Origin of the sequence: Sphingobium sp. (assembly GCF_049304695.1) — a bacterium.
Lineage (GTDB): Bacteria > Pseudomonadota > Alphaproteobacteria > Sphingomonadales > Sphingomonadaceae > Sphingobium.
Genome location: NZ_JBAQOK010000017.1, coordinates 1 through 20,220 on the forward strand (window position 1 = coordinate 1; position 20,220 = coordinate 20,220).

The window sequence follows — 20,220 nt, forward strand, 5'->3', positions numbered from 1 at the left end:
GCTCGACTATCTCGTCAACCCAGAATTCCGGCGCGAGGTTCATCGGCTGCTTGCCCAGGGTGAATCGCTCCATGCCCTGCAGCGCGCATTGTTGACCGGACGGATCGAGGCCAAGCATGGCCGAGCCCAGGATGATGCAAACGCCATCAGCGGGGCCCTCTCCTTGCTCACCAACGTCGTGCTGGCTTGGAATACTGCGGCGATGCAGACCGAAATTGAGGCCAATCCTGCCCTCTACCCAACTGAGCATCTGACGCATATCGCGCCAGTCGCGCACCGTCACATCAACATGAAGGGCGTCATGCGTTTCACCATCGAGCCACACCACCAATTGGTGCGTAACGGCACCGGAAAAGTCCAAAAAGCTCCCAGCTCTGTAAATTCAAATACTTAGAAAAATAGAAGCGTCAAAAATGGCTGTTTTCCGCCATTCTAACTACCGCTACTTTTAGTGGAAATGTTACGGAAACCCCCAGAAGGGTGAAAGAAGGCAGCGCGGCATGCGCAACTCGCTCCGCTGCCGACCGTTCCGCTTCGGCGAGAAGGCACCGGGGGCGAGAAAACGAAACGCGGGTAAAGGCGTTGGCAACGGCTCCTTACGCATCGCGGTTAAGCCCCCTGCAGCAGCGGTGTCGCTGCCGCTGCGCGTGCGACAGTAACGCTGAATCCTGCCGGGCTGGTCGTCATCGTGACTTTGGCATCCAACTGCTTAGCGAGCGCCGCCACGATCGTGGTGCCGAGGCCACCATCGGCCTTCGGCGGCTTGTCGGCATCTTTGCCGACACCATTGTCCGAAACGATCATCGTCCAATCGTCCTGATCGATCGCATAGCGCACATCGATCGTTGCTTCGGGGTGATGAATGGGAAAGGCGTATTTGAGCGCATTGATCACGAGCTCGGTGACGATCAACCCTAGGCTCACTGCCTTCGCTGACGGGATCATGCCGGTGTCGGAGCTCACGGTTATCGTTACGGGCTGGCTGTCGCCGATCATCGACGTGCCAAGACCGGTACATAGCTTTTGGAGATAGCTGCCGACCTCGATCTGGTCGATGCCATCGGACATGTCGAGATGCTGCTGCACAGCCGCGACCGACATTACCCGTTGGTGCGCATCCTGGAGATGGAAACGCGTCTCGTCGGAGGAAACCGCCCGCGCCTTCAGCATCAAAATGCTGGCGATGATCTGAAGGCTGTTGGCGACGCGGTGCTTCATCTCCTGCAGCAAAACCTCGTTCTGCCGCCGCAATTCTTCCGAGCGTTTAAGCAGGGCTTCCTTCTCCTGTTCGATCGCGCGCCGTTCGGTCACGTCGCGAAAAGCGAGAAGAATCGCCATGGTATCGCTCTCGTCGTACAGGACTTTGCGGGCGTTAAGCAGCATGATGCGGTGGCCAATCACCGGAAAATCGTGATCGACCTCAAACCCGTCCATTGCTACTCGTTCAGGCAATATCGTCTCGAGCAGCAACCGCAGCGCGGGAATGTCCCATTGCCCATGGCCAAGAGCATAGAGCAGGCAGCCCTGCGTCTGCCCAGGCGCAACCTTGAAAATCTCGTAGAAGGAGCGGCTTGCCTCAAGCACCCGTAGATCGGCGTCGAGGACGAGAAAGGGCTCGGGGATCGTGTTCACAATCGCATGAGCGAGCAGATTCGCCTCTTCGAGGTTCCGCACAGGAAGTGTTGTCGGCACTCCGGTCAGCCCGTTGCGATGTTGAGGGAATCGGCAAACGTCATTGTCCGGCCTTGCACTTGCAGGCGAAGGCACGATGATCCCTCTGTCACAGGACGCCTGCAGAGGAGGTCGGGTGATAAATCAACCTACCACGCTGCCGACGCCTTGCCTATGCTTACCCTATTTTAGGCGACGACATTGGATCTTCGAGCTTGCTATCGGTGGTCCCGCATGCGCGCTCGGTCATCCGATCGGAGCGACTGGCCCCATGCTGATTGGCACGCTTCTCGACGAGCTGGAGCGTCAGGAAGCCAAACGCGTGAGTATCGGACATTCTGGTCGATCATTGCCGTGGCAGTCTTTCGCCAAGTCTAGCAATGCTCCGCGCATGGCGTTGAGCGCATCGGCCTTCCGACCGAGGTCTGCGGCGCGCGATTCCGCCAGCGCCTTGACCTCGGCGCTGGCGCGATCGCGATCGGACCAGAGATCGAGCAACACGCGGATTTCCTCGATCGGAAATCCCAGATCCCGGGCATTCGCGATAAACTGCAGGCGATGTATGTCCGCTTCCGAATAGTCACGATATCCGCTGTCACGTCGCGGTGGCGACGGGATAAGCCCGATCTTCTCGTAGTGGCGGATCATCCGCTGCGAGACCCCGCTCGCCGCCGCCGCGCCGCCGATGTTCACAGCTTTACCCGATTGAGACGCAGCGCGTTGGTGACGACGCTGACCGATGACAGGGCCATCGCGGCAGCGGCGATCACTGGCGACAGAACGATGCCGAAGACTGGGTATAGAAGCCCGGCGGCAATGGGGACGCCAGCCGCATTGTAGATGAAGGCGAAGAACAGGTTCTGGCGGATGTTGGCCATCGTCGCCTCGCTCAGCCGTCGCGCCCGCACGATGCCATTGAGATCGCCCTTGAGTAGCGTTATTCCGGCGCTTTCAATGGCAACATCGGTGCCCGAGCCCATGGCAATGCCGACGTCCGCTGCCGCCAGCGCCGGCGCGTCGTTCACCCCATCGCCGGCCATGGCGACGACATGGCCTTCACGTTGCAGGCGCAGGACGACGGCGCTCTTTTGTTCGGGCAGCACCTCTGCTTCAACCGCGTCGATGCCGAGTTTCCGGGCCACCGCCTCGGCGGTCGTCCGGTTGTCGCCCGTCAGCATGACCACGCGCACGCCCTCCTTCCGCAAGGCGACCAGCGCCTTCGCCGTAGTCGTCTTGATCGGATCGGCAATGGCCAGGATCCCGGCGACCCGGCCGTCAATGGCGGCAAAAATCGCCGTCGCCCCGTCCGCCCGCAACTCATCGGCCCTTGCTGCCGCTGGCGACACGTCGATGCCACTCTCTTGGAGATAGGCCGCGCCGCCCAGAAAGATGCGCTTGCCGTCCACGGTGCCGACCGCGCCCTTGCCCGTGGGCGAGTCGAAGTCGGAGACCTCGGGAACTGGGATGCCACGATCCTTCGCGGCCGCAACGATCGCGAGCGCCAGGGGATGCTCCGACGCCCGCTCGACGCTCGCCGCAAGACGAAGAAGATCGTGCTCCGAAAAGCCATCCATCGCCACGATGCTTGTCACCGAAGGTCGCCCTTCGGTCAGCGTGCCGGTCTTGTCGACGACGATCGTATCGACCTTCTCCATACGCTCCAGCGCCTCGGCATTCTTGATCAGGACGCCAAGGCCCGCACCCCGGCCGATACCGACCATGATCGACATCGGCGTCGCGAGGCCCAGGGCGCAGGGGCAGGCGATGATCAGCACCGCGACAGCGGCTACAAGGCCATGCGCCAGTCGCGGCTCCGGACCCCATATCGCCCATAGTGCGAACGAGAGCAGCGCGACGCCGAGCACCGCCGGGACAAACCAGCCCGCGACCTTGTCGGCCATGCGCTGGATCGGCGCGCGCGAACGCTGCGCGTCCGCCACCATCTGGACGATCCGCGCCAGCATCGTATCGCGGCCAACCTTGTCGGCCCGCACGATGAGCGATCCGGTCTGGTTCATCGTTCCCGCGACCACATGAGCATCGACAGTTTTCGTCACCGGCATGGATTCGCCTGTGACCATCGACTCGTCGATCCAAGAGCGGCCATCCTCAACCACGGCATCCACGGGCACCTTTTCGCCGGGGCGAATGCGCAGTCTGTCGCCCACGGCGATCAGGTCGACCGCGACTTCCTCGTCGCCACCGTCTGCCATGATCCGGCGGGCGGTCTTCGGCGCGAGATTGAGGAGCGCCTTGATCGCACCCGAGGTGCGCTCGCGGGCGCGCAATTCCAAAACCTGTCCGAGAAGCACAAGGACGGTGATGACCGCAGCGGCCTCGAAATAGATCGCGACCGTACCGTCCATCATGCGGAACGCCGCAGGGAATATGCCGGGTGCGAGCGTTGCCACCACGCTATAAGCCCAGGCGACCCCTGTTCCCATCGCGATCAGCGTAAACATGTTGAGGTTTCGCGTCTGGAGCGATGCCCAGCCGCGCTCAAAAAACGGCCAGCCCGCCCAGATCACAACGGGGGTCGCCAGCGCGAACTGGATCCAGCCCGATATCCGCTCGGAGACGAGGTGGTGCAGTGCCGGGAACAGATGCCCGCCCATCTCGAGCAGGAACACGGGCACAGTGAGCGCCAGAGCGATCCAGAAGCGCCGCGTCATATCGACGAGTTCGGGACTGAGTCCGGCCTCGGCCGTCGCGACCTCGGGTTCGAGCGCCATGCCGCAGATCGGACAGGCTCCTGGTCCCGGCCGACGGATTTCGGGATGCATCGGACAGGTCCAGATCGCGGTCGTAGACACTTCCGGCTGCGATTGCCCGCCCTTCGAAAGATAGCGTGCCGGGTCGGTAACGAACTTGGCGCGGCAGCCGGCACTGCAGAAATGATAGGCCGTGCTGTCATGTTCGGCGTGATGCTGAGTCGTCGCCGGATCGACGGTCATCCCGCAAACAGGATCGACGGCTTGCTGAGAACCCGCGGGATCGACCGCATTCTTCGCGTGACCCGCGCAGCAGACATGATTTTGGCTGTCATGTGCCGTGGATTTTGGCTCGGACATTCCCGTTCTCCTTATCGACGCCCCCTATCTAGGGTTTGACATCGTGTCAGGGTCAAGGGCCGCGAGTAATTATCTATTTGGCGGCGAGGGGCTTCATCGCGGCGAACTGGCCGAATACACGTACCGCTCATCTACGCCCCTGTCGCGATCAGCGCATCGCGCTGCAGATCAACGGACTGGCGATCGACCTCGCGGCGTTTGGCCGACTGGGCAAGCCGGAGGAGATCGCCGACGCCGTGCTCTGGATGAGCACCGACCTTGGTGCGTTCGTCACTGGTGCATCTATCTCGGTCGATGGCGGACGGTCGCTCTGACCGCGACAAGGCGACTCTGATAGCGTTCTCGAGAGCACATAGGCCATTCTCAAGGTCCTGGGCGGGCTTCCCCACAGAGCGGTCCGCATTATTTGCTCCGTAAGGTCTGATTGATGCCTGCGCGCTCAGCAGCTGGCTGGATAGCAGAATTGGCTGCTCCACGAGAACCAATCCGACACTCGGCAAATGGAGTGACTGTCAGTGTGGAGGGGGCAGCTTAATCTGAAGAGAATCGAGCGGCCTGATGTAGAGCCCCCAATAGGCCTTCAGCGCAGCGATCATCAGTGGAATGGCGCCAAAAATGATGAAGATCAGATCGGCGGGTAAGCGCATCCATTCGAGCTGCCGCGCGATATTGCTGCCAGTGTAAGCGATGCTTCGTGCGTGCCAATAGCCATGTTGCAGCACATCCCATACCTGCAAAACTCCGGCAGGGAACAAGCTCAGGATTACCATCAAGGCGAGCCCGATGTTGCTCCCCCAGAACCCGATGCGGACGTATCTCTCGATGCTCGGCCAGCGCGCGACGTCAGTCGTCTGGCGTAGCACAAACACCATCAGGGCAAGGGCGAGCATGCCGAAGACGCCCATCATAGCGGCATGGCCATGATTGGGCGTCAGGATGGTTCCAACCTCATAATAGCTCACGATCGGCAGATTAATCATGAACCCGAAGACTCCGGCGCCGAGGAAATTCCAGAATCCCACGGCCATGAGGAAATAAAACGTCCATTTATGGGGTAGCGCCGAGGCGACGCCACTTTTGTCGGTTTCGCTGCGCGTCGTGCGGACAAAATCCCATGCGTCGAGCGTCAGCAATGTCAGAGGCACGACCTCCAGCGCGGAGAAAAGCGCTGATGCCGCCATGTTGATCTGGGTCTGTCCTGAAAAATACCAGTGATGCCCCGTCCCCATCAGCCCGCCGAGGAAATAGAGGATCGCGTCGAGATAAATTACCCGCAGCGCTGTGTTCCGGCCCGTGAGGCCCAATTGGAACAACATCAGCGCGACTACGGTGGTTGCGAAGAATTCGAAGAATCCTTCAACCCACAGATGGATGATCCAGAAGCGCCAGGTATCGACCACGGTAAAGTTGGTCTTGGCGCCAAAAAAGAGGGCGGGAACGTAGAAGACGGGGATGGCCAGCGCGCCGAACAGAAACATCCGGGCGATCGGCCGTGCATGGACGTTGGAGACCTGGCTGGGCCGCGCAATCCACCAGAGCAGCGCGAACCACGCCAATAGTCCCACAACGAGCAGATACTGCCAGAAGCGGCCGATCTCGAGATATTCCCAGCCCTGGTTTCCGAACAGGAACCACCAGTCGCCAAGCCACCCGGAGATGCCCGCCCATTCGCCAAGGAGACTGGCGCCGATGACGATGGCGAAAGCCGCGAACAGAAGATGGATGGCTGCGGGCAGCCAGCGGGGTTCGTCGGCGCGCAGCGAGCGGCCCAAAAACAGCGCGGCGGCTACATAGGCCGTTGCGATCCAGAAGATTGCGGTCTGCAAGTGCCAGATGCGCATCAGGTTGCTCGGAAAGATAGTCTCAAGCTGGAAGCCGTAGAAACTTCCTGGATCGGCGCGATAATGCGCAACCGCAGCACCTACGAGCGTCTGCATCAGAAACAGCAAGGAAACGACAACGAAGAATTTGACGAGGGCGCGCTGGCCGGGGCTTGCCTGTCCCGGGATCACCTGCGGCGTGGCGCTATGGCCCCGCGTAATCCAGCCCAGATAATCGAATTTGCCGAATGCAAGCAGTACTGCCGCGATGCCGCCGAGCAGGGCGATCAGACTAAGCGTGCTCCAGAGGAGCGCCCCGGCCGGAGCGACATTGCCAACGCCGGGATCATAGGGAAAATTGTTGGTATAGGAATAATCCGCCCCAGGCCGATCGGTGACCGACGCCCAGGCCGTCCAGCAGAAAAACGCAGTCAAGTCGCGCAATTCTGCCGGATCGGTGATGAGCTTGGGCGCGAGACCGCCGTTGCGCGCTGGGTTGATGAAATAGGATGTCCAGCGGGCTGTCTGCGCGCGGTAGGCAATAGCCTCCGGCGCAGTCAGGCGAAGAGTGTTGCTGGCAGGATCGAAACGATTGGTTTTCAGCGTGACGGCGACCTGACCGCGGATCGACCCTGTCTCGATAGGGGTAAGTGCGTTCAAAGCCTTGGCGAATTGTTGTTGTGCCAGGGAGGTGGCTAGGCTCTCACCAATCTGATGCAGCGTTTCGGCTGAAAAATCAGGGCCAAGATAGGCCCCATGTCCCCAGATCGTGCCATTGTCCATCAAGCCATAGCGCAGAAATATGGCCTGTCCCGAGCGGATCTGATCACCTGTGAACAGGGTCTCTCCGTGAGCATCAATCACGGTATCGGGGATGGGTGGCGCGTTCCGGTAGGAGAGCATGGTGATCGCCAGAAGCCCCACAAAGCCAAGGATCATCACCATCAGGACCGATCGCAGCCACCATTTCGACAAGGGGCTGACTTCAGGATCAAATTTGGGTTGGGCGGCTTCGTCCATTGCGCGTCTCCTGGCGAAACCGAAGGGTTAGAAAGAGTTGAACGGTCCGGCACACGTTCAACATCCGAAATGGGCCCAGCTGACCGTAGACTGATAGACGCCCCGCCATTGGCGGTTGAAGGCAGGGCAGCGCGGAGAGTGGAAGGTGCCTCTCATAAAGAACAGCCGAAAACGGCTGATGATGATCGCAGTTCGCATGCGCTCAGCTTACGGTTGAGACAGTTGGGTGCTCGAACAATATCGTGAGCAGCAAGGCTCCATCTTCAATGCCTTCGATGCCATGCTCCTCGCCGCGATCGAGATACATCCAGTCGCCGATCTCCAGGATGGCCTTCGCGTCTCCGAGCAATACATGCACTCTGCCACGCAGGCAGTGGAGCGTCGCTTGCCCGGCAACGTGGTGCGGCGGGATTACGGCGCCAGCGTGCACGAGGAGGTGGATCGCCTCGAAGGCCTCGGTTTTGACGAGGGCGGTCGTGTGGGCATCATCTCCGCCCACACCCAAGCCTGAGAGATGTACGATCTCGCCGTGCTGCGCGTGATGAAGTGCCATGATCAATTATCTTTCTACCGTTGTCTGAAGCGGTCAATGTCGGCCTGAAATCCATGCGGGCGGGTCGCTGGCAGGAAAGGATTCCCGCGATGCCTCGTCGATTGCGTCGGACTCGGCTTGGCTCTCTTGTAGCTGCTCCACCCTCTTTGTTACGGCCGTTTCCAGCGCAGCGCGTTGCGCGAGAATAGAATCCGTCATCGGTGCGGTGCCTGCAAAATGCTGGGCGACCGCCGCCGCCACATGCGCCGCTAGCGATACATCGGATCGTCCGTGGCAAAGCGCATGGACGGCGTGCGCGACCGCCTCGATGCGTTCGGGATCTATCGATCTGTTTTCGGTATCAGGCACAACGGTCGGACTCCTTCATCGGCTATCTAAAGTGGCGAAAACCCGCGGCTTCCGGCAACCGCACCGATTACGGTAACCAGGCTGAGACCAAGTAGAAGGACATGCGCGCGGTGGAGCAGCCTGAACGCTCCATCCGGAGATCTTGCCGCCCAAACCTCGAACCGGCGACGCAAGATCAGCGGTTCAACGATAAACAGCACCACAAAGAAGATCGACCACACGCATAGCATGGCGTGCATCCACCAGAAATGGAGATCACCGAAGCGATCCCACATTCCTCCGCGCTGGATCATCCACAGGCCGCTTGCGCCCGCGAAGAGAAGCCAGATGCGCGCTTGCGGCGCGAACCGGCTTTCAATGCGGTGAAAGGCAGTCAGCCGCTCCGATGACGGCAGGGCTTTGACCGACGGGATGACCACGGTGGTTGCAAACGCAACCCCGCCGATCCAGCAAATGACGGCCAGGATATGGATCATGCGCGCGATGGTGAGGTCATCCATGTCGGTCGGTCCCTTCAGGCGGCGAGTAGTTCGTCGGCGGGGCCGAAGAACTCATAATGAATTCTGTCCGATGCGACGCCAGCGAGCGACAAGGTGGCGACGAACGCGCGCAGGAACGGTCGCGGGCCGCATAGGTAATAGTCTGCTTCTTCGATCGGCGTATGGGCCGTGAGCCACGGCTCGTCGATCAAGCCATCATGGTCATAGTCCCGGCCCGCAACGTCTTCTGCCCGTGGTGTCTGGTAGAAATTCGTGACGCGGATGTTCGGGTGACCGGTTGCGAGCGCGTGGACGTCATTGGCCAGTGCGTGGGTCGAGCCATCCAGTGTTCCATGAAGATATTGGACGGGAAGGTTAGGATGCTGTTGCGCTATGGCTTCGAGCATTGCCACCATCGGGGTCAGGCCGACTCCGCCGGACATCAGCACGACCGGGCGTTCGGGATTGTCCGTCAGGAAGAACTCGCCTGCGGGCGCGGCCACCTTGAGCACGGTGCCGGGCTTCGCCTGGTCGTGCAGCCAGCCCGAGGCGAGACCCATCTGCTCGCGTTTGACCGAGATACGATAGGTCTCGCCATTGGCTGCTTGTGAAATGCTATAATTGCGTTTGACCGGAGGATGCCCGGGAATCTCGAGCCAGAAGGTCAGATATTGACCGGGCTTGTGGCGAATAACCGGACGCCCATCGGTGGGGCGCAGGATGAACGAGGTGATGACGCTGCTCTCGGGACGGACCTCGTCGACCGCGAACGTGCGCCAGCCCGCCCAACCGCCGTCGGCCGTGCTGTGCTCCTTGTAAAGCCGCTCTTCGCGTGCAATCAGGATATGGGCCAGGAACCAATAGGCTTCGCCCCAGGCAGCGAGAATCTCTTCGGTGGCGGCATCGCCGAGCACGGCCTTGATGGCACCGAGCAGCGCTTCACCGACATGGGGATAATGTTCGGGCAGGATCTGCAGACCGACATGCTTTTGCGCAATCCGCTCGACCGCTGGGGCAAGAGCGCCCAGATTCTCGATGTTCGCAGCATAAGCGAGGATCGCGGCGGTCAAGGCTCGTGGCTGTGACCCCGCGTCACCATGGTGCGACTGGTTGAACAGGTCGCGAATCTCGGGATTTTCGAACATCCGCGCGTACATCTCATGGACAATATCGAGACCATGGGCTTCGAGTGCGGGAACCGTGGCTTTGACGAGCGCGATCGTGCGCTCGCTGAGTGTCTGTGACATCAACGTCTCCTGTCGTGATAATGGGGTAGGCTGGGGCGGGCGGGGTTAGCCGCCCGGCGGTTCACTGTAGAAATCGACCCGCATCTTCATCGCGCCGATTGGTTCGACAAAATGGGGCTGTTCGGGAAGCAATGGTCCCGGGGTGTCGGGATCAAGCAGAAGTTCGGAAGTCGGCTCGAGATAGGTCAGTTTCACTGTGCCTTCGAGCACGCGAACCATGCCCCAGACCCCGGCCTTGGTCGTGTGTCGCGCGCGCAGCGCCGCAGGGAGGCTGGTCTCGTCGAACACCGGGGTTGAGCGATAGGGTTCGGCCATGTCAGGCTGCCAACCGAATGTCGTCGGCGTGGTCCGGATAGGGCGCCACCGCCGCATGGTTGACCGGCAATCCGGCTAGTTCGTTTGCAAAGCTATGATTGATATCGCGGTGATGTGCCTCATCGGCGCGGACCAGGAGCACCACGTCGCGCAAGGTCGCATCGTCTCCAAGCTTCCAATAATGCCGCGCGATTGCTGGCGCCGGGCCATTGGGGGAACGGCCCTCGTCAAGTTCGGCGAGATAGAGCGTGTAGCTGATCACCGCCTCTTCCTCGAAATATCCGACCACGCGGTGTGCGGTCTTGGCGCTGACCAGGTAGAGCGTGAAGAAGGCGAGGTAGAAGACCCACTGAACGGCCAGAATCACGAGCCGCTCGAACATCGTCGGCTTGGCCACCTCGATGAAGGTCATCAGGTGCATCCGTTCGTTCTCCGCTTCCTCCATCAAGGTGCGGATCCAGCCCTTGTCATCGCACATGCGCCGCAGGCAACGCAGGTGCGTCAGCGTTGCGCCGACCATGCCCGGCACCGCCGCTACAGTCTCAAGCACGATGGCACGGTGGCCGTAGCGCTTGGCGAAGAATGTGTCGGCCGTGAACCGCAGTATCTTGGTGAAGGCCAGCGCGATGCGATCGGACGGACCGCGCGGTTTGCAGTGGACGCTAAGGTCAACAAAGGGAGCGGTTGGCATGACGGATTCCTTGACGGTCAGGCCGCCGCGCGGTCTGGTTTGGTTTTTGTATCGAGCTTGAAGAAGAGCGCCAGTTGCAGGCTTTCTGCGATCCGCGCGGCCTTGCTCTGCAGCGCAGCGGCTGCACCGGGCTCCAACACCTCGGCCGTGGTGCTGTTCCAAAGCGCCAGCCAGCGCTGGAACAGCTCGGGACTTATGCGCGTCCGGTGCTTGAGATGCGCGGCCACGGGGTTGCCCTTGTAGCGGCCAGTGGTCAGCATCACCGACGACCAGAAGGTAACCAGCTTGTCGAGATGTTCGGGCCAGTTTTCGATCGCATCGTTGAAGATCGGACCCAGCGATTCGTCTTCGCGGACGCGCTCGTAGAACAGGGAGACAAGCCGCTTGAGGCCTTCCTCCGTGATCTCATTCCCGTCGTCCATCGACCGACTCCAATTCATGTATCGAGAATGCATCTATAAGGCGGCTTTGAAAGATGCAAGAGAAATGCATATATGAATGCAAGGAGATTGCATGCGGCTTACGCGCTACACGGACTATGCCCTGCGGGTGCTCATTTACCTGGGCGCGCGGCCCGATGCGTTGTGCTCCATCGCCGAGATATCGCGCGCCTATGACATCTCGCAGAATCACCTGATGAAAGTGGTCAACGATCTGGTGAACGCGGGCTATCTGGCCAGTGCACGGGGCCGCTTTGGCGGCATCAAGCTCGCCAGGCCTGCAGTGGAAATCAAAGTGGGCGCGGTCATACGGCACACCGAGGATGGTTTCGACTTGGTCGATTGCGGTGAGTGCATCATCGCCCCGGCTTGCGGGCTGACGGGCGCTTTGCGGCAGGCGCTGGCCGCGTTTCTAAACGTGCTGGACGGTTACACGCTGGCAGATCTCATCACAAAACCGGCAGAACTTGGGATGCTATTTAGCGCCGCAAGGAATCGGGATTTGCCCCAGACCGGTTAAAATGGGGTGTTGTGGCCATTGCGAACCGCCAAGCCGGTTCAGCGATGCTTTGCCATATAGTCTGCAAGGACGATCGCGTGATTGTGTTGCTCGTCATGGGCTGCGTACAGCAGAATGCCGGGCCCCCGATCGAGCAGTGACGCCAGTTCAGTGACCGCAGCGCCGTTGGCATCCAGCTCCTGGCAATAGCGGCGGTTGAATTCAGCCCAACGCTGCGGATCATGACCAAACCATTTGCGCAGTTCAGTACTCGGGGCGATACTCTTGCACCACGACGTTAAAGCTGCCGTGTCTCGTCCCAGACCGCGGGGCCAGAGCCGGTCGACAAGGATCCGGCTACCATCGCTTTCAGCGGGAGGAGCATAGACGCGTTTGATCCGGACTGGGGGTGGGATAGCCATGGGCCCGGCTCAGGTTTTCGTCTCGGCGATGCACTCTTCCGTGCGCTGGATATTCTCGACATGGCTGGCCCTCATCTCGCTCAGAGCAGCATGCAGAATATCGTCGCGCACGCGTGGAAGCAGCTCTTCTAGCTTGCGCACCACCCAGGCCTGGCCGCGATTGAGGAACGCGAGTCGTTCATGTGAATCGGCGATGGCCATGGCCTTGTCATAGAATGCGCCACAATGCGTAGATGGGATCACCCCAATACGCTTGATCTGGGCAGACAGCATCCCGCACCACTTTGCTTCATCCTCATAGACCGCCTTTATCAGATGCTTCGTCGGCGGATGACGGGCGTCGTTTGCGCTTTCGAGGGTAACACGCGCCCCTGCGCGCTCGGCCTCTAGCAAGACATTGAGCGCGGCAGCGATCTCGTCACGGCCACCATAGCCCATGTAGATGTCATCGCCTTGGGATGCATAACATACAGGGGAGGCAGGCTCGTCGTTCATGACGCAATAGCCGCAGCGGCCCGCAAACCGGTTCTAATGCGCGCCATGACGCCTTCGTCGGCCTTGGTGGAATGCACGGCATAGGCAGAATAAGAGAACTCGGGACTATCGGGCACCAGCGCGAGCCGGCCTTCCTCGAGATAGGACCGTACGAAGCCTTTGCGGAAGTAACCGGTTCCACCGGTGGCGAGGATATAGTCGAGGGCCAGCGGACCGTAGCTGATTGCAACGACGGAATTGGGTTGATCGGGATACGCCGCCTGATAGCTCGCAGCGAATTCTTCGCCCCAGTCGATAAGGACATGATCTTCAGCGCCTAGCACCCGATCGGTAGGCGTGGTGCGCACCAACACCAGTTTTTCTTCGAAAAGCAGTTCTGCAATCACACCGGGGCGGCGTGGTGCGCCATAGAGGATCGCGACATCGAGAGAGCCATCCTGGACCTGCTCCATGAGACTTCCCGCGCTATCGATCTGCGTGCTTACCGCGAACTCGGGACATTCGCGGCGCATCCACAACAGCCAGTGACGTAGCAATGGGCTCCACAAGCTGAGCTCAGCGCCGATGGTCACCACGCTCTCGCGCCCGGGAGGCAATGCGACCGACCTGCGCGCGCGCTCCCACACTTGCACAAGGGTAGTCGCAAATCGCAAGAATTGCTCCCCGGCCGGGGTAAGCTTCGCGCCTGATTTGTTACGGATGAAGACCGGCCGATCGAGCTGCTCTTCGAGCACGCGGATTCGGGCACTCACCGCTGTCTGGGTGAGATTGAGATTGGCAGCCGCGTTCACAAACGTGCCCGTTTTCACAACTTCCAGAAATGTCCGCGCAACTCCGATATCCATCCAGCACTCATTTTCTGGTTAAATAACAATTATATTCATTTGCATGATGACAATAGCAGGAGGAACGAGGGGTCGGCAAGGAGGCACGCCACCATGAAATATCCCGGACCGATCCGGCCTGCTCCGTCGTCGCGCCCTTTTCGCCGCTGGTGGCCGATCCTTTTAACGGTCGCGTGCGCTGCAGGAGGGCAGCTCATATACTGGCTTTGCGCGAGCGAAATCGTCAGTGCGGATACGATTACATTGGCGATCGTGATCGCGGTCCCGGTCGCGGCGTTTTTCCTCGCCGACGATGGCGCCAGGGCTCTTTTCCGCCGACCTACAAGCCAACAAGATGCCGTGCCGCCCTTAAAGCGCTCGTTGCTTCCACCAATCGGTCAAATGACAGACCTTCCTGTCGCCGGCGCGAAACGGCCCAAGGCAAAACCTCACAGCACGCACCTACGCGATGACCGGACGGTGACGAAGCCCCTCGCGATCGACGGTAAAATGCGTGATCCGACAGAGCGTGGAAGCAGCATGCCGGCATCGCCACATATTGGGCATCATCCATGGAGTTAACTGTCATGCCATTTACGCTTCCCCCACTTCCCTTCGATCGGTCCGCTCTTGAACCTGTGCTCTCGGCTGAAAGCTTTGACTATCATCATGGCAAACATCACAAAGCCTATGTCGATAAGGTCAATGGTTGGATCGACGAAAAGGGTCTGGCGGGTAAAACGATCATCGATATTGCGGCGTTTGCGAAAGAAGGTGGTGACAAGCCGCTGTTCAACAATGCAGCCCAAGTCTGGAATCACAGTTTCTTCTGGCAATGCCTCGCACCCATGGACTCGACCAAGCCGTCGGAGAAGCTCTTGAAGATGATCGAGAGCGACTTTGGTTCGCATCAAAATTTAATTCAAAAACTGGCGGCTGAGGCTGTCGGTCACTTCGCGAGCGGCTGGGCCTGGCTGATACTCGAAGGAGACAAGCTCAGGATCACATCGCTTCACGATGCCGATACGCCGATCGTGCACGGCATGACGCCGTTGCTGACCATCGATGTCTGGGAACACGCCTATTATATCGATTACCGCAACGCACGACCAAAATTTGCACAAGAACTGCTGTCTAAAGTGGTCAACTGGGATTTCGTTTCGCGCAATCTCGACGGGGCGGGTGCGGCTCGGGTCGACCAGACCCAATAAGCGCCTCGGTTTTTTTCCGCAAAAATATCGCTGCAAACAACCAATAACATTCGTTTGTTGGAGGCGTATTGCGCGCGGATAAGGAGCCAAGCAAAAATGAGGAATGAGCATGAGTATTCAGCTCGGACAATTAGCGCCTGATTTTGATCAGAACAGCACCGAAGGACGCATTCGTTTCCATGAATGGCTTGGAGACTCGTGGGGCGTTCTCTTCAGTCATCCCAAGGACTTTACGCCGGTTTGCACGACCGAGTTCGCCGAGGTTGGTCGGCTCAAGTCGGAGTGGGACAGGCGAGATGTCAAGGTTATCGGCCTCTCGATCGATCCTGTCGAAGCGCACCGCATCTGGGAGGCCGATATCGAGTCTACTCAAGGGCAGCAGGTCAACTTCCCGATGCTCGCTGACAACGATCAAACGGTCGCGCAGCTCTATGGCATGATCCATCCGATGAGCGATCCGACCGTCACCGTGCGGTCCGTCTTCGTCATTGATCCGCTAAAAAAAGTCCGCCTCATCCTCACATATCCGCCAAGCACGGGGCGCAATTTCGTCGAGATTCTGCGGACGATCGACAGCCTGCAATTGACCGACCGACGCAGCGTCGCGACGCCTGTGAATTGGAAGCCTGGCGACCCAGTCATCGTCTCTCCGAAACTGTCGGACGAGGAAGCCTCGCGACAATTCCCACAAGGCTACGCGACGCTCAAACCATATTTGCGGATCGTCGATCTCGAGGGAGGTTCGGCCGGTGAGCAACCCGCTGCAGCCTGAATCAGTCGTACAAGCCGGCAATGATGATATCGCCGATTTGCTTGAACGAAACCGGCAATGGGCGGGCCGGAAGACCCAAAGCGACCCTCGCTTTTTCGCACGCCTCGTCGGTCAACAGAGCCCGCGATATTTCTGGGTGGGTTGTTCAGATAGTCGCGTTCCAGCAACCGAGATTGTCGATCTCGATCCAGGCGAAATGTTCGTCCACCGCAACATCGCCAATCTCGTGCCGGCCAGCGATACCAATTTCAACGCCGCTCTTTTGTTTGCCGTCAATGTGCTCCGCGTCCGGCATGTTCTGGTGGTGGGGCATTATGGCTGCGGGGGCATTCGCGCGGCTCGAAATGCCGTTGCGAACGACGCAATCGGTTCGTGGCTTGCACCCGTCAGAGCCCTATACTGGCAACATCGCACTGCGCTTCATGCTTTACCGGATGAGCAGGCACGCGAGGATCGACTGTGCGAGCTCAACGTCATCGCCCAGGTTGAGCAGGTCTGCGCCAATGCTGTGGTCGAGCAAGCATGGCGAGATGGTCACGACCTGACGGTACATGGGCTTATCTACGCTATCGGCGACGGCCTCCTGCAAAGTGTTTGCGAGCCAGTCTCGCGCATCCCCGTGGGTAAGGCTCATGTCCGCGACGATGATGATGACGAGAATATATTGTGAGCGATCAGACGCTCTGTGCTGCAGGAACCTCGAACCTGGCCCGAGAATGCCGGGATCTCGCCCACCTTTGCGAGGCGACAAGCGCGGCCAGCCGGGAACTGGACGGTCGAATTGCCCGAACGGTATTTCCCGGACTGGTGGATCTGGAAGAACTTGAGATAGCGGTTTGGCGCTATGGCGACGGTAGCCGCGTTCGCGCGCTACGATATTCCGGCGAGAAGGCAGCGGCGGCGACCCTCGTTCCACCGGGCCACTGGATGGAACGCGATGCGGATCTGCCCGATCGCATCTGGATCTACGGGCCCGGCAGCGACGATGCAGTTTCGGCGAGGCATGTTCTGGAACCGCTGGCGATATCCGCCGCGTGCTTGCGCATGCACGCGCGGCTCAAGGGGATGTCACCGTCAAGGTGATTATTCTCATTCCGTCATTTTGATCATCATCCCCCTTCTGGAGAAAGAGAAATGCTCATCACCGTCTATCACGGCGTTGACGTCGGTACCGCCAAAGACAAGGGCGCAATGCATTTTGACGCCCTGCCTTCGTGCGGTGAAGAGGTCGAGATCGACCGCAAGGCCTACGTCGTTGGCAGAGTGTGGCATCTTCCGAGCGCCCGCTTTGCTGGCGCGAAGCTCGCCATTCTGATAAACGAGGCAGTCGATGAAGCGATCATGTCGCGCACGCCTGCCTTGGCCAGCGCCTAGACCGTGCGCTCGTGGCTTATATCGCCGCAGTGGCTACCAGTTCTGGTTGTCGGCTTGGCTACCTCCGCAGTATATGCTGGCACCCCTGAGCATCCGGCCGCTCCGACTTTGCGGTTCGCGGACATTGAGACAGCTTTTGGCCAAACGGACCAATTGCCGGCAGCGCAAGCTGCTGTCGCCGCCGCCCTACCGATCGGCATGCCGCTACCGGATGCCCAAGCGATATTGGTGCGTGCTGGTGCGCGCTGCCAGCTGCAACGCCGTAATCCTGAAGTGATCGAGTGCGTCTACTCCCAGAGGACCACTATCGATGATTATTACGCTGCGGACATCGTCTGGACGACGGCGCTGCACGGCGAAGGCGCGCGGGTCGCACAAATCTCGATCCGTCGCGAACTTGATAAGCACTGATTCCCGAGAGGCTTCTATGCCGTTCTACAGTGCAGTTTCTGGCGCTTTGCTCGACGGACTGACAAAACGGGCACGACCGGTTTCCGATTGGCGATGCGCGCTGCGTGCCTTCAACAGATCCTGGCGGGAAAGAATGCCGACGACGCGGCGGCTGCCCGGTTCGACGATCGGTATCCGGCCGACCCCGGAATCGACCATGAGGTCGGCCACCACGCCGATCGGCGTCGCGGGGTAGGCGACAAGAAGCGATGCGTCGGAGAGCGTTTCGGCAAGGCTGGTATCGGCGGGATGCTCGCCAACCTGCCACCGCAAGGCATCCGTTCGGGAGACGAGGCCAAGCAGCGCATTATCGTCATCGACAACGGGATAGCTACGATGATCCGCACCATCGGCAAAGAAGGTTGCGGCCGTAGCGATCGTCATTGTACCCGGAAGCGTGGCGGGATCGCGTGTCATCAATTGAGCGGCTTGCACGAGGTCCAGTGGATCAACGCTGTATTCCTGGAGAATGTGGCGACCCCGCCGCGCAATTTTTTCGGTCAGGATCGATCGACGCATCAACAGGACGCTGACGGCATATGCGCAGGCTGCCGCCGTGACGGTAAGCGGCAGAGCGTCGAAATGGCCCGTGAGTTCAGCGGCAAAAAGGGCGCCGGTAATGGGCGCCCGCATGGCACCACTCATGATGCCTGCCATGCCGATCATGGCCCAGAAGCCGGGGCCACCTGGCAGGAGATGTCCGAGCAGACACCCGGCCGCGCCGCCCAAAATCAGCAACGGCGCCAGCACACCGCCCGATGTCCCCGAACCCAGCGCTACGAGCCAGACGACCGCCTTGACGACGAGCAGCGCAACGACGACCCGCGTTGTCAGCGACCCGTCCAGCAAGGCCTGGATGCTCTGATAACCTGCGCCCAGCACATGGGCATCGATCAGGCCGCCGAAACCAACCACGATGGCGCCGATTGCCGGCCAGCACATCCAGTGAACTGGCAGTCGGTGAAACAGATCCTCGACGCGGTAGAGGGATGTCGAGAGCAGGGCCGCCTCGAGTCCCACGACAATACCAACGCCCGCCGCCGCCGCGATTGGCCAAAGGCCCGTCGGGGTGAGCGCGACAAACGGAAACATGGCGCCGCTGCCAATCAGCCAGGGGCGCCATGCAAACGCAACTATAACACCGACCACGACCGGCACGAAGCTGCGGGGTTTCCATTCGAAGAGCAGCACCTCGATCGCCAGCAGAATCGCGGCGAGCGGCGTACCAAAGATCGCCGTCATCCCGGCTGCGGCGCCGGCCACGAGCAATGTCTTGCGCTCGGCCGCGCTCAGATGAAAGCATTGCGCGAACAGCGATCCGATCGCGCCGCCGGTCATGATGATCGGTCCTTCCGCGCCGAAGGGGCCGCCGCTGCCGATCGATACCGCAGACGAAAGCGGCTTCAGGATCGCGACCTTGAGCGACAACCGGCTCTCGCCATACAAGATCGTCTCGATCGCCTCGGGGATACCATGCCCACGAATTTTATCGGAGCCATAGCGGGCCATCAGCCCGACGATCAGGCTCCCGATGATCGGAATGGCGATGATCCACAATCCGACGGTGGTATCGGTTATAGACACCGATTGCGCCGAAAGCCGCCCAAACCAGAACAGGTTGGTAGCGATCGCGATCAGGCGGATCAGGATCCAGGCGCCGAGCGCGCCGCCCGTGCCGACGACGAGCGCCATGGCGGCGAGCATGAGCATGCGCCAATTCGCGCTATGGTCGGCCAGACGATGTGTTTCTGATATGGCTTTTGCTGCGGACGTCATGAATCGCCTTTGATACGGTGTGGGCGATCCGTTATATCGCAGTGCGATATAATTCAATGGGTGAGATGGGGTTGCATGACAAATAGCGTTGCGTTGACGGATGAGGATTACATTGCGCTGGCCGACTTTCGCCATGCGTTGCGTCGTTTCCAGGCATTCAGCGAGGCGAATGCGACGAATGTTGGTCTCACGCCCCAACAGCATCAGGCCTTATTGGCAATCCGCGCGGCGTCTCCGGCCGAGGTGACCGTCGGCATTATCGCCGAGCGGCTTATCCTCAAGCCGCATAGCGCAACCGGACTGGTTGATCGACTGGAGGCGCTTGAGCTGGTTACCCGGCACGAGGCAAGCGTCGACCGCCGTCGGGCAATGCTTCGGATCACACCTAAGGCGGAAACGATGCTCGCTGCTTTATCTGCGACCCATTGCGAGGAGATCCGTCGGCTGAAACCTCTCCTTGCGGATCTATTGGCCAAATTCGGTTAGGGTGGCTCCACGCAGGTAAATCCACAAAAATATTGCTATTAACCGGCAATAATACTCGTTTGTCTTATGCTCATGTTACCGTCAACCTGTTCGCATACGAATTGCCCCCCAATAAACGCGCCCGGAGAGGATTCTGCTTTGGCAGACCGGAGCGCGCGGGGGCCACAATGTTGAGGTTGTGCAGATAATGACGAAAACCGACTCTCCAGGGCACATCCAGATCCTGGGACAAAGGTGTCTCGCTCGGGAGTGTCCC

At 59.9% G+C, this 20,220-nt stretch carries 26 protein-coding genes; 11 read left to right on the plus strand and 15 right to left on the minus strand.

What is annotated here, in order from left to right; all coding sequences use genetic code 11:
* Positions 1 to 46 precede the first annotated feature (46 nt).
* Positions 47 to 394, plus strand: a complete 348-nt coding sequence (locus WA070_RS02275) for a Tn3 family transposase (protein WP_422632613.1) — start codon at positions 47 to 49, stop codon at positions 392 to 394.
* Between the two features lie 215 nt (positions 395 to 609).
* Here the strand turns inward: WA070_RS02275 and WA070_RS02280 are convergent, their stop codons facing one another.
* From WA070_RS02280 to WA070_RS02290, 3 genes are all read right to left on the minus strand, one after another.
* Positions 610 to 1,674 (minus strand): sensor histidine kinase, encoded by a 1,065-nt coding sequence (locus tag WA070_RS02280; protein WP_422632604.1) that lies wholly within the window; start codon positions 1,672 to 1,674, stop codon positions 610 to 612.
* A 303-nt stretch (positions 1,675 to 1,977) separates the two neighbouring features.
* The gene (gene cueR, locus WA070_RS02285) at positions 1,978 to 2,364 is read right to left on the minus strand and encodes a Cu(I)-responsive transcriptional regulator (protein ID WP_137903125.1); all 387 of its coding nucleotides are present in this window, start codon (positions 2,362 to 2,364) and stop codon (positions 1,978 to 1,980) included.
* Positions 2,361 to 4,742, minus strand: coding sequence for a heavy metal translocating P-type ATPase (locus tag WA070_RS02290; RefSeq protein ID WP_422632605.1), 2,382 nt, complete (start codon positions 4,740 to 4,742; stop codon positions 2,361 to 2,363). Before WA070_RS02290 ends, cueR begins: the two co-directional genes overlap by 4 nt.
* Positions 4,743 to 4,819: 77 nt before the next feature.
* Between WA070_RS02290 and WA070_RS02295 the strand changes: the two genes are divergently transcribed.
* Positions 4,820 to 5,056: an SDR family oxidoreductase gene (locus WA070_RS02295; protein ID WP_235955112.1), complete on the plus strand. Its 237-nt coding sequence runs from the start codon at positions 4,820 to 4,822 to the stop codon at positions 5,054 to 5,056.
* A gap of 198 nt (positions 5,057 to 5,254) precedes the next feature.
* Here WA070_RS02295 and WA070_RS02300 read toward each other — a convergent pair whose 3' ends face one another.
* From WA070_RS02300 to WA070_RS02335, 8 genes are all read right to left on the minus strand, one after another.
* Positions 5,255 to 7,582, minus strand: coding sequence for a nitric-oxide reductase large subunit (locus WA070_RS02300; protein WP_340266541.1), 2,328 nt, complete (start codon positions 7,580 to 7,582; stop codon positions 5,255 to 5,257).
* Between the two features lie 202 nt (positions 7,583 to 7,784).
* Positions 7,785 to 8,135 (minus strand): cupin domain-containing protein, encoded by a 351-nt coding sequence (locus WA070_RS02305; protein WP_133722783.1) that lies wholly within the window; start codon positions 8,133 to 8,135, stop codon positions 7,785 to 7,787.
* A 33-nt stretch (positions 8,136 to 8,168) separates the two neighbouring features.
* Positions 8,169 to 8,483: a hypothetical protein gene (locus tag WA070_RS02310; protein WP_133722784.1), complete on the minus strand. Its 315-nt coding sequence runs from the start codon at positions 8,481 to 8,483 to the stop codon at positions 8,169 to 8,171.
* Positions 8,484 to 8,509: 26 nt separating this feature from the next.
* Positions 8,510 to 8,983, minus strand: a complete 474-nt coding sequence (locus tag WA070_RS02315; protein WP_133722785.1) for a hypothetical protein — start codon at positions 8,981 to 8,983, stop codon at positions 8,510 to 8,512.
* 14 nt (positions 8,984 to 8,997) lie between these two features.
* Positions 8,998 to 10,209, minus strand: a complete 1,212-nt coding sequence (hmpA, locus tag WA070_RS02320; protein ID WP_422632606.1) for an NO-inducible flavohemoprotein — start codon at positions 10,207 to 10,209, stop codon at positions 8,998 to 9,000.
* Positions 10,210 to 10,254: 45 nt separating this feature from the next.
* Positions 10,255 to 10,524 carry a DUF1971 domain-containing protein gene (locus tag WA070_RS02325; RefSeq protein ID WP_133722786.1) on the minus strand — a complete coding sequence of 90 codons (270 nt, stop codon included), beginning with the start codon at positions 10,522 to 10,524 and terminating at the stop codon, positions 10,255 to 10,257.
* A 1-nt stretch (position 10,525) separates the two neighbouring features.
* Positions 10,526 to 11,215 carry an alternative oxidase gene (locus tag WA070_RS02330; protein WP_133722787.1) on the minus strand — a complete coding sequence of 230 codons (690 nt, stop codon included), beginning with the start codon at positions 11,213 to 11,215 and terminating at the stop codon, positions 10,526 to 10,528.
* A gap of 17 nt (positions 11,216 to 11,232) precedes the next feature.
* The gene (locus tag WA070_RS02335; protein ID WP_137903130.1) at positions 11,233 to 11,637 is read right to left on the minus strand and encodes a group III truncated hemoglobin; all 405 of its coding nucleotides are present in this window, start codon (positions 11,635 to 11,637) and stop codon (positions 11,233 to 11,235) included.
* Between the two features lie 91 nt (positions 11,638 to 11,728).
* Here WA070_RS02335 and WA070_RS02340 point away from each other — a divergent pair, with 91 nt between their 5' ends.
* Positions 11,729 to 12,175 carry an Rrf2 family transcriptional regulator gene (locus WA070_RS02340; protein ID WP_133722789.1) on the plus strand — a complete coding sequence of 149 codons (447 nt, stop codon included), beginning with the start codon at positions 11,729 to 11,731 and terminating at the stop codon, positions 12,173 to 12,175.
* Positions 12,176 to 12,213: 38 nt separating this feature from the next.
* Here the strand turns inward: WA070_RS02340 and WA070_RS02345 are convergent, their stop codons facing one another.
* The 3 genes from WA070_RS02345 to WA070_RS02355 are packed head-to-tail and all read right to left on the minus strand — an operon-like array spanning position 12,214 to position 13,916.
* Positions 12,214 to 12,576, minus strand: a complete 363-nt coding sequence (locus WA070_RS02345) for a DUF488 domain-containing protein (protein WP_133722790.1) — start codon at positions 12,574 to 12,576, stop codon at positions 12,214 to 12,216.
* A 9-nt stretch (positions 12,577 to 12,585) separates the two neighbouring features.
* On the minus strand, positions 12,586 to 13,071 hold the full coding sequence (locus WA070_RS02350; protein WP_133722791.1) for a DUF6306 domain-containing protein: 486 nt from the start codon (positions 13,069 to 13,071) through the stop codon (positions 12,586 to 12,588).
* Positions 13,068 to 13,916 carry a LysR family transcriptional regulator gene (locus tag WA070_RS02355; protein WP_169574385.1) on the minus strand — a complete coding sequence of 283 codons (849 nt, stop codon included), beginning with the start codon at positions 13,914 to 13,916 and terminating at the stop codon, positions 13,068 to 13,070. The genes WA070_RS02350 and WA070_RS02355 overlap by 4 nt, the downstream gene beginning before the upstream one ends.
* A gap of 93 nt (positions 13,917 to 14,009) precedes the next feature.
* Here WA070_RS02355 and WA070_RS02360 point away from each other — a divergent pair, with 93 nt between their 5' ends.
* From WA070_RS02360 to WA070_RS02390, 7 genes are all read left to right on the plus strand, one after another.
* Positions 14,010 to 14,477, plus strand: coding sequence for a hypothetical protein (locus WA070_RS02360; protein ID WP_133722793.1), 468 nt, complete (start codon positions 14,010 to 14,012; stop codon positions 14,475 to 14,477).
* A 5-nt stretch (positions 14,478 to 14,482) separates the two neighbouring features.
* Complete coding sequence (locus WA070_RS02365; protein WP_340266527.1) at positions 14,483 to 15,106, plus strand: superoxide dismutase; 624 nt, start codon at positions 14,483 to 14,485, stop codon at positions 15,104 to 15,106.
* A 109-nt stretch (positions 15,107 to 15,215) separates the two neighbouring features.
* Entirely contained in the window at positions 15,216 to 15,878 is a 663-nt protein-coding gene (locus WA070_RS02370; protein ID WP_422632607.1) for a peroxiredoxin, read from the plus strand.
* Positions 15,856 to 16,548, plus strand: a complete 693-nt coding sequence (locus tag WA070_RS02375; protein WP_328804677.1) for a carbonic anhydrase — start codon at positions 15,856 to 15,858, stop codon at positions 16,546 to 16,548. The genes WA070_RS02370 and WA070_RS02375 overlap by 23 nt, the downstream gene beginning before the upstream one ends.
* Positions 16,545 to 16,961 (plus strand): hypothetical protein, encoded by a 417-nt coding sequence (locus WA070_RS02380; protein ID WP_169574387.1) that lies wholly within the window; start codon positions 16,545 to 16,547, stop codon positions 16,959 to 16,961. The genes WA070_RS02375 and WA070_RS02380 overlap by 4 nt, the downstream gene beginning before the upstream one ends.
* 51 nt (positions 16,962 to 17,012) lie before the next feature.
* Positions 17,013 to 17,252, plus strand: coding sequence for a hypothetical protein (locus WA070_RS02385; RefSeq protein WP_133722797.1), 240 nt, complete (start codon positions 17,013 to 17,015; stop codon positions 17,250 to 17,252).
* Positions 17,253 to 17,360: 108 nt separating this feature from the next.
* Positions 17,361 to 17,663, plus strand: a complete 303-nt coding sequence (locus WA070_RS02390) for a hypothetical protein (RefSeq protein ID WP_340266519.1) — start codon at positions 17,361 to 17,363, stop codon at positions 17,661 to 17,663.
* Positions 17,664 to 17,687: 24 nt separating this feature from the next.
* Here the strand turns inward: WA070_RS02390 and WA070_RS02395 are convergent, their stop codons facing one another.
* Positions 17,688 to 19,478 (minus strand): chloride channel protein, encoded by a 1,791-nt coding sequence (locus tag WA070_RS02395; protein WP_422632608.1) that lies wholly within the window; start codon positions 19,476 to 19,478, stop codon positions 17,688 to 17,690.
* A 75-nt stretch (positions 19,479 to 19,553) separates the two neighbouring features.
* Between WA070_RS02395 and WA070_RS02400 the strand changes: the two genes are divergently transcribed.
* Positions 19,554 to 19,964, plus strand: coding sequence for a MarR family winged helix-turn-helix transcriptional regulator (locus WA070_RS02400; RefSeq protein WP_422632609.1), 411 nt, complete (start codon positions 19,554 to 19,556; stop codon positions 19,962 to 19,964).
* Positions 19,965 to 20,220 lie beyond the last annotated feature (256 nt).